The following is a 13417-nucleotide window of genomic DNA, read 5'->3' as shown; positions in this document are numbered from 1 at the left end:
TCAAGATGAGTCAAAAACAAGCATTGATCGTATGGGGTGGCTGGGATGGTCATCAACCCGAGGAGGTTGCAGGGATTTTTGCAGGGTTGCTGCGTGAAGAGGGTTATGGGGTCGAGGTTTCGGATACGTTGGACAGCTTCCGCGATGAGGAACGTTTGGCGAGTATAGATCTGATAGTTCCTGTTTGGACGATGGGGAAAATCGAGAACGAGCAGCTGACACCATTAATTAACGCGGTGAAGGTTGGTGGAACGGGGATCGCAGGCTGTCATGGCGGAATGGGCGATTCCTTCCGAAATGAGGTTGAGTATCAGTACATGGTTGGTGGCCAATGGGTGGCACATCCTGGTAATGACGGGGTTACTTATACGGTACGTTTGAAAGATCGCGAGCAGCCGTTGACCCAAGGAATTGAAGATTTCGTTGTTGTATCGGAAAAATATTATATGCATGTCGACCCTGCGATTAAGGTACATGCGGTGACTGACTTTGACGATGTGGAAATGCCGGTTGTATGGACCAAAACATACGGAGCAGGCAAAGTATATTATAATTCGCTTGGTCATCAGGCCAACATTGTTCGTATGCCGGAAACGTTGGAATTAATGCGACGCGGGTTGTTGTGGGCAACACGTTAATCACGAGGGGGAAATAAAGCGATGAAGAAGATGAAAGTTGGTATTATTGGCTGTGGAAATATAAGCGCGGCTTATATGAAAAATATCCCGACATTTGACCATTTGGAACTGGTCGCTTGTGCAGATATTGATTTGGCTAGAGCACAGGCGCGTGCCGAGGAGTTTGCGATTCCTCATGCGTACACCGTGGAACAGTTGTTGAGTGATCCGCATGTGGATATTGTCATTAACTTAACGATCCCTGCAGTGCATGCACAGGTCTGTATTCAGATCTTAGAAGCGGGTAAACACGCTTATGTGGAGAAGCCGCTCGCGGTTACACGTGAAGAGGGGCAGCAGATCCTAGAGGTAGCTAAGCGCAAAGGACTTCTGATTGGCAGTGCGCCGGATACGTTCCTAGGTGGAGGACTTCAAACCTGCTTGAAGCTGATCGAGGATGGCTGGATTGGTACACCGATTGCCGCTACAGCGTTCATGATGGGTAAGGGGCATGAGCACTGGCATCCAGATCCGGAGTTTTACTATGCTAAAGGGGGCGGTCCGATGTTCGACATGGGGCCATACTATTTAACGGCACTAGTAGCATTGCTGGGTCCGATTCGCCGCGTAACGGGTTCAACGAGCGTAAGCTTCCCAGAGCGTACGATTACAAGTGAGAAGAAGCGTGGGCAGAAGATTGAAGTGGAAACCCCAACGCACATTGCTGGTGTGCTTGATTTCCACAGCGGGGCGATTGCAACGCTCGTGACGAGCTTTGATATTATGGGCGGCACGCAGTTGCCGAACATTGAAATCTACGGCAGCCATGGCTCCTTGCGTGTTCCTGACCCGAACACCTTCGGTGGGCAGGTGCTTATTCGTAAAGGCGGCTCGGATTGGGAGCCTATCCCGCTTTCGCATGGCTATAAGGACAATAGCCGCGGTCTAGGTGTTGCCGCAATGGCGCAGGCGCTGATCACAGGTGATAGCTCGGCGCATCGCGCGAATGGCGAGCTGGCGTATCACGTGCTTGAAGCGATGCATGGCTTCCATGATGCGTCCGATTCCGGACAGCATTATGTGATGCACAGCAGCTGCGAGAAGCCGGCAGCAATGAATCCGTTTACGGTATTATAAAATGTAGATCCTCCTTGTGCGTGTATGCGAGGGGGATTTTTACGTCTATATAGGGAAAAGCCAGCTAAGGAATGTCACAGCATCCCCCAGCCAGCTCCATACACTATTATTTTAAAATGCGATAGTCCATGTGTGGTGAGGTGTTATTCAAGATGTGCCTTGAGCGTTTCGACGAGCGTATCCTGCGTACTGGCTTCAGAATGCTGCCATATGATTTCAAAAAGCACACCGAGTCCGGGTAAAACTTTCTCTTCTCCGCCGATGGAGTCTTCAATAACTTCCTTAAGCTCTTCGTTTGATTTGTCATGAACCCGCTGGTGGATGGCTTGTCTTAGGGTGATATTCATTCGAGGACCTCGCTTCCATTTTCATTCTCGCTACTAATATGTGCAGATTGGGATAGCTTCATCCTTCCCACTCTTCGCCAACATGCACGGTTGTGTAGAAGTGAGAATACAAGCTCAAGTATGATATAATGGGATGTATTCTTGGGAATATGGAGGAACATGAGCGGTGAGAAAACAATTTGCGATTATTGGAATGGGAAGATTCGGTTCAGCTGTCGCCAAGACGTTATCACAATCAGGGTTCGAGGTTCTAGCCATCGATCGGAGCGAAGAAACGGTGCAAGACATTTCCGCCTATGTGACACATGCCGTTCAAGCTGATTCTACTGATGAGGAAGCTATGCGGGCTTTGGGGATTCGGAATTTTGACGTTGTGGTTGTGGCGATTGGGGAAGATATTCAAGCGAGTATTTTGACTACATTGATTCTTAAAGAATTGGGCATAGCTACGACAATCGTGAAAGCTGTGAATGATCTTCACGGCAAGGTACTTAAAAAAATTGGCGCTGATAAAATTGTCTATCCAGAGCGCGATATGGGACAGCGTGTGGCTCATCATATGATTTCAACGAACATTATCGATTATATAGAGCTCTCGGCCGATTACAGTATCTTGGAAATGAAAGCTTCTAGGCAGATGATTGGCAAAAGTCTGCGTGAGCTCGATGTGCGCGCGAAATATGGCTGCAATGTGATCGCAATTAAGCAAAATGAACAGATGATCATCCCGCCGAGTGCTGAAGAAGCCATTAAACAAGATGATATTTTAGTAATTGTGGGTAAAAATTCGAGTCTTCAAACTTTTGAAGTCACTTTTGCGGAGTAGGTACATTCATGTCAAATTCATATATAGAAATCTTGTCCGTTCAAAATGGCAGAGTCAAAGACTGGGCTCAGCTCCTAGAGCGGCGCGGCAGAGATAAGCAAGGGAAATATATCATTGAGGGTTACCATTTAATTGAGGAAGCTTTGAAGGCTGGTGCACAGGTGGAGTTCATTCTTTTTCTTGCCGGAAAAGGGGTGCCAACCGAGCTAGCTTCACTTTCAGGGGAAGTGGTCGAATGGGTGGGCGTTAGCCAAGCGGTGCTGGCTAAATGTTCGGACGCGCAGACACCGCAGGGCGTCGTGGCCATTGTTACGCGGCCACAGCTTGGCATGGACGAGCTGCTTGCCGGCGAGCATGATCTGGTTGTGGTGCTGGACGGCGTCCAGGACCCGGGCAACCTGGGCACGATCATCCGCAGTGCGGATGCCGTCGGGGCTAAGGCTGTTGTGCTCGGCCGCGGCACGGTCGATCTGTTCAATCCCAAGACGATCCGCTCGACAATGGGATCGATGTATCATCTGCCGATTGTGGAGGCAGATTTGGGTGAGTTATTGCCGCGGGCGCGTGAGCGCGGCGTACGGCTCGTAACGACGAGCCTGCAGGCGCAAGGCTCGTGCTACGACACGGACCTGCGTCAGCCGACGTGGCTGATTTTCGGCAACGAGGCAAAGGGCGTGTCGCCGGAGGTTGCCGCGCAGTCGGACGTGCAGGTCATCATTCCGATGCAGGGCAAGGCGGAATCGCTGAACGTCGCGATGGCTGCGACGGTTTTGTTGTTTGAGGCGGCGAGGCAACGGATGGTTTAAGGGAGTTTGCCTACAAATCAAGTTATTACGGTAAAATTCAGCCAGAGTAACCAGCATAAATCTTACGAAGTAAACAGTTTCCATTAGGCAGATGAATCAGAGTGAAGTATCATTTAGTATAGGGTGATATCACATGTTCATTTCTCCTATGGGGCTGTACAATGCCAAGAATAATAAGCCATTTTACAGTAAGAATCATATAGCAGAATTAAAATTAGACGGTATACGTTGTATTATTTCCAAAATGGATAGACTGTATGTGTATACGAAACACCACGACTTGATTACACATAAATTCCCTGAGCTTCTGAATTGTCCTGTGCCTGAAGGCACCATATTGGATGGTGAATTAGTCGTCTTGGATGATCAAGGAAAACCAGACTTTGAAGCCATGTCGGCAAGGTTTTTATCTAAGAAGAATAAGAAACCTGTTATCTTCTGTGCGTTTGACATTTTGCGATACAAAGGAATTGACGTCACAGGTCTTAGCTTACTTAAGCGTAAAGAGCTTTTGGATCAGGCTCTTAATGAAAATGAGAACTATAAAAAGGTTCAAGTGTTTGAGGGGAATGCGGTTGATTATTTTGAGCAGGTTCGTAAGCGGGGACTTGAGGGGATTGTCATTAAATCCATCAAAGAGAATTCCAAATACGTAATAGCCAAACGCTCTATCCAATGGCAAAAGGTGATTAATTGGACCTATGCAGATGTTTATATTTCAGGGTATCGAAAAAATAATTTTGCCTTGCTGGCCTCTATTGACGCTGCCGATGGATCTAAGTTCCCTGTCGGGATTATTGAGTCAGGTGTAACTCCCCAGCACAAAGAAGCGCTGGAAGGCGTGAAGAAACGCTTAGTATTCAAGGAAGACAAGAATTTTGCCTATATGGAGCCGCGGATCATGGCCAGGATCAAGACAAGAAACTGGACTCAAAGCGGGAGACTGCGCTCACCGGAATTTATGGAATTCGTTATCTAAACGAAGTAGAAGACTGAAATCACCAACTAATAGGTGACTTCAGTCTTTTTGTTTTTTTAACAGCCCATTCATTTACATATTCTACACCAATCCAGCGCATGATAACCACAAAAATCCAAATGTCAGGATTATGGTGAGTACTGCCATGTTTTCTATAAAAAATATGCTGTTCAAATCCAAACCCAAGTTCAATACGCCATAGGTGAAGCCGGATACCTCATTCAACTTTGTACCTGAATTGACTCAAATGAATAATCAATCTGGTTAACCTTATGGTTTATGAGTCGGAACAAGGGAAATGTCACTGCTTAAATACTTCTATGTCCCAACTCCCATCTTTCCAAATTAACTATAACATGATATATTAATATTAACACATGATATAACATTTGGTTGGGCGTAGGGAGTGGGGAGCAATGTCAACGGATTCAAGACCCATTTATGAGCGGATATATGAAACGCTGCGGGAAGAAATTTTACAACGCAAATATAATATCGGAGACCGTGTTCCTTCGGAGAAGGAATTGGCTGATGACTATAATGTGAGCCGAATCACGAGTAAAAAAGCGCTGGAGATGCTGGCAGAAGTAGGACTTATCGTCCGGAAGCCAGGGAAAGGCTCATTTGTTGCTGAAGAAGGCGAGCCATCTGCAGAAGTGTTGTCCTCGGAGGATCGGGCCAAACATACGCTGATCGGCCTTGTCATCACGGATTTCGGGAATACGTTCGGCACGGAAATGATTTATGGGATGGAGCGCGCCTCCGCCGATAATGATAGCTTCCTTGTGCTGCGCCGCTCCTTTGGCTTGCCTGAGAACGAAGAGAAAGCGATTCGCTCGTTTCTCGAATTAGGCGTAGATGGCATCATTGTATTTCCGGCACAAGGGGAGTTCTACAACGCTGAAATTCTGAAGTTAGTCATTCAGCAGTTTCCATTAGTGCTGGTGGATCGCCATCTCAAAGGCGTTGCTGCGTCTTCGATCAGTACGGATAACATCAGTGCTGCACGCACAGGTGCGGATTACCTGCTTGATTTGGGACATAAACAAATCTGTTTGCTTACACCGCCACCGATGGATACAACGGCGATTGAGGACCGGATCGAAGGTTTTGTTCGTGCACATGCAGAACGTGGGGTTCTCGTTGACCGATCCCTGTGGCTGGACGAGATTACGTCAACGCTTCCGAATTCGTTCCATCAGCCCAACATTGATCGAGATATCGAGATGATCAAGGAGCATTTGCGGAGCCATCCGCACATTACGGCCTTATTCGCGATGGAGTATAATATTGCTTTGCTTGCCAAGGCGGCGGTGGAGCAGATGGGACTTCAAATACCAGGGGATATTTCTATCCTTTGTTTTGATAGTCCACCAACTACGCTGGGCAGCGGCTATCGGTTTACGCACATGATTCAGAATGAAGACGAAATCGGCAAACTGGCTGTTGAGAACGTGCTGAAGCTAAAGCGTGGTGAGAAAGTGTCGAATAAAACGACTTTGGACGCCAAACTGATCATCGGTGAGTCAACAGGTCCAGCAAAATGATCGGAACAACAAACAACCTATAAACAAGGCTTAGACCGGAGATTGCGAACCTAGCAATCTCCTTTTCTTTCAGTTGATATATTAACTAAATTAAATGATATGTAAATAATATAATAAATACATATTGACATAATGTTTTATTCTCGCCTATAATCATATATGTAAGCGGTTTATTTACAAGTTAAGGGAGTTGGTTCACCCGATGATGAAATCTTCTGTGCTGCCGAAGTCCATGTCTGATCTCATTGATCATGTAAGTAACGAACTGCATCAGGTTGAGCGGCCGAAGCTGGCAGCCATGTTTCGAGAATGCTTCGCCAATACATATGGAACGACAATTCAAAGGCTGGAAGACGGTTCAACGTTTGTTATAACAGGTGATATACCAGCTATGTGGCTGCGTGATTCATCTGCCCAAGTTCGGACGTATCTGCTGCTAGCGAAAGAAGATCCTCAGATTGCGGATATGATTGAAGGTGTCGTCAAGCGGCAAGTTCAGTATATTGGGATTGACCCGTATGCGAATGCCTTTAACAAAGAACCCCATGGCGCAGGGCATCAACAGGACATCACACAAATGAGCCCATGGATTTGGGAACGTAAATATGAAATTGATTCACTCTGCTATCCGATTCAGCTCAGTTACCTGTTATGGAAAGTAGCTGGTCGAACCTCTCAATTCAATGACGATTTTCGTTCAGCGGCTACTTCTATTCTTCAGCTTTGGCGGGTAGAGCAAGCACATGAAACAGACTCTCCCTATCGTTTCCAAAGAGTGAACTGTCCGCCTACGGACACTTTAACCCGTGACGGAATGGGCAGCCGAGTCGGCTATACCGGAATGACATGGTCAGGCTTTCGCCCAAGTGATGATGCTTGTACGTATGGCTATTTAATTCCATCGAACATGTTCGCTGTCGTGGTGTTAGCGTATTTGGCTGAGATCGCAGATGAAGTATGGAAGGATACTGCTGTGAGTGTCGAAGCGCTTCAGTTGGCAGCTGAAATTAGAAGCGGAATTGAGGCATATGGGACCACCCAGCATCCTACGCTAGGCGCTATGTACGCTTATGAGACTGACGGGCTTGGAGGGTATCATCTGATGGATGACGCTAATGTGCCCAGCTTGCTCTCCATACCGTACTTAGGCTACAGGGATATATCGGATCCGATGTATCAGAACACACGGAGATTTATTCTAAGCGAAGAGAATCCTTATTTTTATAGGGGAATAGCTGCAGAAGGTATAGGCAGTCCGCATACACCAGAGTGTTATATTTGGCCGATTTCACTTGCGATTCAAGGTCTTACGGCTGCAAGCCGTGAAGAGAAGCTTCGCATTTTGGATCTATTGGCCGATACCGATGCGGGAACCGGATTTATGCACGAAGGCTTTCACGTTGACGATCCAGCGAAGTATACACGTCCTTGGTTCTCATGGGCAAACGCCATGTTTAGTGAGCTGGTGTTAGATGTTTGCGGTCATTCGATTATGAAAATAGTTCGGACATGATGCTAGGTTATGTGGGGGTAACCTCTTTTAACATAGACATGGAAAAGTAGCTTGTTTCATATAAAAGGGAGGAAAAAACATGAAAAAATGGATGACTGTCTTAACCGCTGTTACACTAACTCTTAGCTTAGCTGCCTGTACATCAAAGACCAACACGGATCAAACGGCAGCAAGTACGAAGCCTGAGGGCACAACTGCACCGGTAGCTGCAACAACCGCACCAGCTGCCAAAGCTCCCGTAGAAATTACGTTCTGGGGGGACTGGGGTGGTGAAGGTGAGAAGCAATTCGTTATGATGGCGGATGCCTTCAATAAATCACAGGATAAAATCAAAGTAAAATATGTGCTGCAGGAAGACATGATTACGAAGTTTCTAACAGCTGCGACCTCGGGCGGATCGCCGGATGTGATGTTCTGGGATAGATGGCGGACCTCCCTGTATGCCTCCAAGAATGTCCTTCAGCCGATCGATGAATATATGAAGAGAGATAACATTAAGCGTACCGATTATTATGATGAAGCGTTGAAAGAACTGTCTTCCGGCGACAAACTGTATGGCCTTCCTTTAACCGTTGATGCAAGAGCACTCTTTTATAATAAAAAACTATTCGCTGAAAAAGGTCTTCAACCGCCGAAAACATGGGAAGAGCTGGAGAATGCGGCTAAGCAATTGACCGTATGGGAAGGCGATAAGCTGGTTCGCTCCGGGATGTCCATGAATGATAATGGCCTATTCAATATGTGGTTACAGCAAGCAGGCGGCTCTATGATGACAAGCGATATGAAGAAATCGAACTTTAATAATGATCAAGGTAAACAGGTACTCGATTTCTGGGATAAACTGATCAACAAAGATAAGGTGTATAAGGTTGGATTTGAAAAAGGTCTAGGTGAAGGCACAGACGCCTTCGTCACCGGTAAAGTGGCTATGACTTATACAGGGCCTTGGATGCTGTCCACGTATAAGAAATATGGGAAAGAACTTGATTTCGGTGTTGTTCCTCCCCCAACTGGACCTAGCGGTGGTAAAGGAAGCGTCATGGGCGGCTTCGGTCTAGTAATTCCTGCAGGTTCTAAGCATAAAGACGAGGCATGGGAATTCGAGAAATGGTGGTTAGCGAATAAGGACAACGCGCTTCTTTGGGCCAAAACAAGTATGAACCTGCCAGGCTTCAAGCCAGCCTTACAGGATCCATTCTTCAAAGATGATCCGAATTGGAAGCCGTTCATGGATACGCTGGAATTCGCGAAGATTCGTCCGCAGCATCCTGGTTATTCCGTCATGGAAGTGGATGGGTTGATGCCGAATCTAGATCTATTCGTCCAAGGCAAGCAGGATGCGGCAACAACTTTGAAGAAGGGGCAAGAGCAAGGGGATAAGCTGCTAGATCAGAACGCGGCAGGCAAGTAAATCGACGCACAAGGGGGAAGGTGATCCTTCCCCTTTCTTGTAAGGAGGAAATCTATGGCATCGGTCAGCAAGCTTAGCCGGCATCAAGCTAGGATGGGATACTTTTTCATTACGCCGACAATCGTTCTGTTTGTCATATTTACCGTAATTCCCGTTATCATGGCGTTGTACCTAAGCTTCACGAATTATGACATTGTGAGCAAAAATGATTTTGTTGGCTTGGTTAACTATAAGCGACTCGTGGATGATCCGACTTTTTGGACAACATTGAAAAATGTTTTGTTCTATTCGGTGCTGTATATTCCTTTGAACATCGCCATCTCCTTATCCATGGCTGTTCTCTTTATGCGCAAACGTATTGGTGTCAAGCTCTTTCGTACAGCAGGATATTTACCAACGTTAACATCAGGCGTAGCAGCTGCAACGGTCTGGATTTGGCTTCTTAATCCTGAGTTTGGGCTCGTGAACGAACTCCTGAGCAAAATTGGCATAACAGGACCTTCGTGGCTGGCAGAAATGCCCTATGCGATGATCTCCATCGTTTTCGTAACCTTATGGCAATCCGTTGGTTCGAATATGATTATCTATTTAGCCGGACTGAACGGTGTACCCGATCATCTGTATGAATCAGCAAAGCTGGATGGTGCGAATGCCTGGCAATCGTTCCGCTATATCACTTGGCCTGTGCTAAGGCCGACTACTTTTTTCGTAAGTACCATGGCGATCATTGGCGCGCTTCAGCTCTTCGATCAAGCCTATGTTTTGACCAAGGGCGGTCCAGCGAACTCGACCAAGACGACCGTGTATTATATCTATCAGCAAGGCTTTGGGCAGTTGCAAATGGGATACGCAGACGCGATGGCTTTCGCCTTGTCTCTTCTGATCCTTGTATTCTCGCTTATTAATATGAAGCTAAACAAAGAAGAAGATGCCATGATCTAGGAGGGGTGGAGGATGAAACAAAAGTATTTGTATACGACGTTGTTGTATCTCATTTCTATCGCGATCTGCCTGGTCATGGTGATCCCTTTTGTATGGAGTCTAGTCACCTCAGTCCGACCAGATGAAGAGATTTTCATGCTGCCGATTCGATGGATTCCTTCCAGCTTGACGATATCGCATTATACGAAGGCTTTCGACTTGGTCCCGTTCGGGTTGTATTTCAAGAATTCGTTTTACTTAGCCTTTATGGGGGTCATGTTCAACTTGCTGTTAGGTTCACTAAGCGGGTATGCATTCGCGAAGCTGCGATTCAGAGGCCGAGATACGATGTTCAAAATATTGCTCGCCGCCATGATGATTCCTGGTGTCGTAACCCTGATTCCGCAGTTTTTCGTGCTGAAGCACATCCCCTTCGTGGGTGGGAATGATTGGCTGGGCGGTGGCGGGAATGGTCTGTTGAATACGTTCTGGGCGGTTATTTTGCCAGGAGCTTCGGGGTCATTTGCGGTGTTTTTCATGAGACAGTTTTTCGTCTCCCTACCTAGTGATTTGCAAGAGGTGTCACGCATTGAAGGGAGCGGTGAGCTCCGCATTTATTGGAACATTTATATGCCGCTAGCGAAGCCGGCTTTAGCTACTCTAGGCATTTTCACCTTTCAAGCAGGCTGGAACAGTTTTCTCGGACCGCTCATTATGTTGAATGATCCCGCTAAGAAAACGATTCAGCTAGGGTTAGCCGCATTTACGTATAACAAACAGGTCGATTTCGGACCGTTGATGGCTGGAGCTTTAATCGCAGTCGTTCCCATTCTGATCCTGTTCCTGCTATTACAGAAGTATTTCGTGCAGGGGATTGCTTTTACGGGGACCAAGGGATAGATCGCACGTCGGACAATAAGGTGAACAGGTTGAACAAACGTTGGAGAATGCGAATAGCCCTAGCGGCTGTCGGGATAGGAATATACATAGTGGCTACCTGGGGAGTGATGAACATGGGGAACGAGCACAAAGCAATAACGGATGCACAAGTAAGTGTGTCTAAGACGGAAACCTGGGCGAAGAGAGCCGATCTCGCACAAGCAGGATTGATGAAGCAGTATTGGAACAGCAAGCGGAACTTATTTGATAATTTATCGCCGTGTAACGATTTATGCAATGAGAAATTTCATTATTGGTGGCAGGCCCATGGCGTAGATACGTTGGTGGATGCTTATGTAAGAACGGGAGATAGCGAAGTAAAAGGCTATTTGGCGAATATGTATCAAGGTATGTTGGATCGCAACGGCGGTGCTTGGCCCAATGATTTCTATGATGATATGGAATGGTTAGCGATAGCGTGGCTTCGAGCTTATGAGGCAACGAAGGAAGAGATGTATAAGCAGGCTGCACTGCTTCTTTGGGCAGATATCAAGACAGGCTGGAACGAGGAGCAGGGCGGAGGTATTGCCTGGCGCAAGCCGCAGCTTGATTACAAGAATACACCGGCGAATGCGCCTGCGGTCATACTGGCAGCGAGATTGTATCAGCAGTTTGGCGATGCAGAAGACTTGACGTGGGCGAAGAAGATCTACGATTGGCAGAAGGCCAACCTTGTAGATCCAGAGACAGGCTTCGTGTGGGATGGGAAAAACCGCGAGGGTGATGGCAAGATTGATAAGAGTTGGGAGTTCTCCTACTGTCAGGGCGTTTATATCGGTGCAGGCGTTGAGTTATACCGGGCAACGGGGGAACGAAGCTATTTGGCTGACGCAGCGCAGACTGCTCACGCTTCGAAGACTAGGCTGACCAGCCCGATCACGGGCATGCTGCCTAGCGAAAGCAATGGGGATGGCGGCTTATTCAAAGGCATCTTTGTCCGCTATTTGGCAGAACTCGTGCTCGTAGACCCGAGTCAGAAGGAGTCCCTAGCGTTATTGGTAACGAATGCGAATAGCCTCTGGTCTTACGGGAGAGATGAGCAGCGCCAGATGTTCAGTAAATCATGGGCAACCTCGCCTGAACCGGCGGAGGATTTGAGCGTTAATTTAAGCGGCGTCATGTTGTTGGAGAGACTAGCTGTATTAGAGAAACAAGGCTTGCTAGTTGTGGAATAGGAGGTGGGGGCAGGAGATTCTGCCCCTGCTTTTTTTCAAAGAAGGAGCTGAGGAATGGATGGATGCGGCAGCGTTTGCGGATCATGTTCAAGCAGCGTTATGGAAGCTGTATTGGGATCCAAGGAGAGGCACGATGCATCAGTGGGATGACAGCAGAACGGTCAACAGACCCGGTGAAAACTACTATTACTGGTGGCAGGCCCACGCGGTGGATGTCTGTATCGATGGCTTAATAAGATCAGGTAAGAAGGAGTATGCGGAGTACTTAGAGCAGTTGTTCCACGGTATTCTCAATTCCAATGGAGGGACGTTTCGCCATGAGTACTACGACGATATGGCATGGATGGCATTAGCTTGGCTTCGGGCTTACGACATAACAGGCGATCGGAAATATCACGAAGCTGTTGCTGATTTGTGGGAGGACATTCAAGGCGGATGGAATGAGCAGATGGGCGGCGGTATTGCTTGGCGAAAGAGTCAGATCGACTACAAAAACACGCCAGCCAATGCGCCAGCGGCTATTCTGGGTGCTCGCTTATTTCAGCGATTTGGCGATAAGACTAACTTGGCCATGGCCCAAAGCATCTATGCTTGGAACAAAGCGACGTTGATGGATCCGAGCGATGGTTTCATCTGGGATGGGATCAATCGTTTGGGTGATGGACAGATCGATAAGGATTGGCAGTTTACGTACTGCCAAGGGGTATTCATGGGCGCAGGCTTAGAATTATATAGCTGCACAGGCGAACCTGCCTATCTAGCGGATGCACGTAGAACAACAGATGCCGTTTTTATACGACTATGCGACACGGTAACAGGGACTCTACCTGATGAAGGGATCGACGATACTGGCTTATTCAAAGGGATATTAATCCGCTACCTCATGCAAATGGCAAAGACTTACCCTGATTTCGACTTGCCGGCTAGGCTTATTATCAACAATGCTTACATGCTAATGAAGCATGGTTTAGACAACAACGGGCGCGTTGGAACGGACTGGCGAAAAGTGCCGCCGGAAGGACCCATTCAGCTGAGCGTGATGCTAAGCGGCGTTATGTTATTGGAGGCGTATGCGGCACTGCTATCTAAAGGAGATAAGTAGATAACCCATAGAAGCTGAAAGGAGGTGAATTCAAGCATTCATGTAAGCGCGTTCAATTCATGCGGGAATAACTTTTATGAGAAAAGGAGTTGTTGGA

The 13417-nt window shown here is 47.3% G+C and carries 13 protein-coding genes; 12 read left to right on the top strand and 1 reads right to left on the bottom strand.

All coding sequences use genetic code 11. From position 1 onward, the window contains the following. Positions 1-5 precede the first annotated feature (5 nt). Both AC58P7_RS12865 and AC58P7_RS12860 read left to right on the top strand, forming a co-directional pair. Positions 6-638: a ThuA domain-containing protein gene (locus AC58P7_RS12865; RefSeq protein WP_497343362.1), complete on the top strand. Its 633-nt coding sequence runs from the start codon at positions 6-8 to the stop codon at positions 636-638. Positions 639-659: 21 nt separating this feature from the next. Continuing rightward, on the top strand, positions 660-1754 hold the full coding sequence (locus AC58P7_RS12860) for a Gfo/Idh/MocA family protein (RefSeq protein ID WP_497343360.1): 1095 nt from the start codon (positions 660-662) through the stop codon (positions 1752-1754). Between the two features lie 143 nt (positions 1755-1897). Here AC58P7_RS12860 and sspI read toward each other — a convergent pair whose 3' ends face one another. Then, complete coding sequence (sspI, locus tag AC58P7_RS12855) at positions 1898-2101, bottom strand: small acid-soluble spore protein SspI (RefSeq protein WP_497343358.1); 204 nt, start codon at positions 2099-2101, stop codon at positions 1898-1900. A 166-nt stretch (positions 2102-2267) separates the two neighbouring features. Here sspI and AC58P7_RS12850 point away from each other — a divergent pair, with 166 nt between their 5' ends. From AC58P7_RS12850 to AC58P7_RS12805, 10 genes are all read left to right on the top strand, one after another. Further along, entirely contained in the window at positions 2268-2927 is a 660-nt protein-coding gene (locus tag AC58P7_RS12850; RefSeq protein ID WP_497343357.1) for a potassium channel family protein, read from the top strand. Between the two features lie 8 nt (positions 2928-2935). Then, positions 2936-3733: a TrmH family RNA methyltransferase gene (locus AC58P7_RS12845; protein WP_497343355.1), complete on the top strand. Its 798-nt coding sequence runs from the start codon at positions 2936-2938 to the stop codon at positions 3731-3733. 133 nt (positions 3734-3866) lie between these two features. Further along, entirely contained in the window at positions 3867-4712 is an 846-nt protein-coding gene (locus AC58P7_RS12840) for an ATP-dependent DNA ligase (protein WP_497343353.1), read from the top strand. A 416-nt stretch (positions 4713-5128) separates the two neighbouring features. Beyond that, on the top strand, positions 5129-6259 hold the full coding sequence (locus AC58P7_RS12835) for a GntR family transcriptional regulator (RefSeq protein ID WP_497343351.1): 1131 nt from the start codon (positions 5129-5131) through the stop codon (positions 6257-6259). A 205-nt stretch (positions 6260-6464) separates the two neighbouring features. Further along, positions 6465-7772, top strand: a complete 1308-nt coding sequence (locus AC58P7_RS12830) for a glycoside hydrolase family 125 protein (RefSeq protein ID WP_497343439.1) — start codon at positions 6465-6467, stop codon at positions 7770-7772. A gap of 79 nt (positions 7773-7851) precedes the next feature. Then, on the top strand, positions 7852-9183 hold the full coding sequence (locus AC58P7_RS12825; RefSeq protein ID WP_497343349.1) for an ABC transporter substrate-binding protein: 1332 nt from the start codon (positions 7852-7854) through the stop codon (positions 9181-9183). 54 nt (positions 9184-9237) lie between these two features. Next, positions 9238-10125, top strand: a complete 888-nt coding sequence (locus tag AC58P7_RS12820) for a carbohydrate ABC transporter permease (RefSeq protein ID WP_497343347.1) — start codon at positions 9238-9240, stop codon at positions 10123-10125. A gap of 12 nt (positions 10126-10137) precedes the next feature. Next, positions 10138-11004, top strand: coding sequence for a carbohydrate ABC transporter permease (locus tag AC58P7_RS12815; protein WP_497343345.1), 867 nt, complete (start codon positions 10138-10140; stop codon positions 11002-11004). A 113-nt stretch (positions 11005-11117) separates the two neighbouring features. Then, positions 11118-12218, top strand: coding sequence for a glycoside hydrolase family 76 protein (locus AC58P7_RS12810; protein ID WP_497343343.1), 1101 nt, complete (start codon positions 11118-11120; stop codon positions 12216-12218). 58 nt (positions 12219-12276) lie between these two features. After that, positions 12277-13320: a glycoside hydrolase family 76 protein gene (locus AC58P7_RS12805; protein WP_497343341.1), complete on the top strand. Its 1044-nt coding sequence runs from the start codon at positions 12277-12279 to the stop codon at positions 13318-13320. The last annotated feature ends 97 nt before the right edge of the window (positions 13321-13417 follow it).

The sequence above is a fragment of the Paenibacillus sp. J22FR5 genome, assembly GCF_059691975.1.
The sequence above is the reverse complement of the archived record's forward strand: the minus strand, read 5'-3'. Positions and strand labels throughout refer to the sequence as shown.

Bases quoted from the DNA above. Each gene is read 5' to 3' on its own strand.
- AC58P7_RS12805 (WP_497343341.1), top strand. From the start codon at position 12,277: ATGGATGCGGCAGCGTTTGCGGATCATGTTCAAGCAGCGTTATGGAAG.
- AC58P7_RS12810 (WP_497343343.1), top strand. From the start codon at position 11,118: ATGGGGAACGAGCACAAAGCAATAACGGATGCACAAGTAAGTGTGTCT.
- AC58P7_RS12835 (WP_497343351.1), top strand. From the start codon at position 5,129: ATGTCAACGGATTCAAGACCCATTTATGAGCGGATATATGAAACGCTG.
- AC58P7_RS12845 (WP_497343355.1), top strand. From the start codon at position 2,936: ATGTCAAATTCATATATAGAAATCTTGTCCGTTCAAAATGGCAGAGTC.
- AC58P7_RS12865 (WP_497343362.1), top strand. From the start codon at position 6: ATGAGTCAAAAACAAGCATTGATCGTATGGGGTGGCTGGGATGGTCAT.
- AC58P7_RS12815 (WP_497343345.1), top strand. From the start codon at position 10,138: ATGAAACAAAAGTATTTGTATACGACGTTGTTGTATCTCATTTCTATC.
- AC58P7_RS12860 (WP_497343360.1), top strand. From the start codon at position 660: ATGAAGAAGATGAAAGTTGGTATTATTGGCTGTGGAAATATAAGCGCG.
- sspI (WP_497343358.1), bottom strand. From the start codon at position 2,101: ATGAATATCACCCTAAGACAAGCCATCCACCAGCGGGTTCATGACAAA.
- AC58P7_RS12820 (WP_497343347.1), top strand. From the start codon at position 9,238: ATGGCATCGGTCAGCAAGCTTAGCCGGCATCAAGCTAGGATGGGATAC.
- AC58P7_RS12830 (WP_497343439.1), top strand. From the start codon at position 6,465: ATGAAATCTTCTGTGCTGCCGAAGTCCATGTCTGATCTCATTGATCAT.
- AC58P7_RS12840 (WP_497343353.1), top strand. From the start codon at position 3,867: ATGTTCATTTCTCCTATGGGGCTGTACAATGCCAAGAATAATAAGCCA.
- AC58P7_RS12825 (WP_497343349.1), top strand. From the start codon at position 7,852: ATGAAAAAATGGATGACTGTCTTAACCGCTGTTACACTAACTCTTAGC.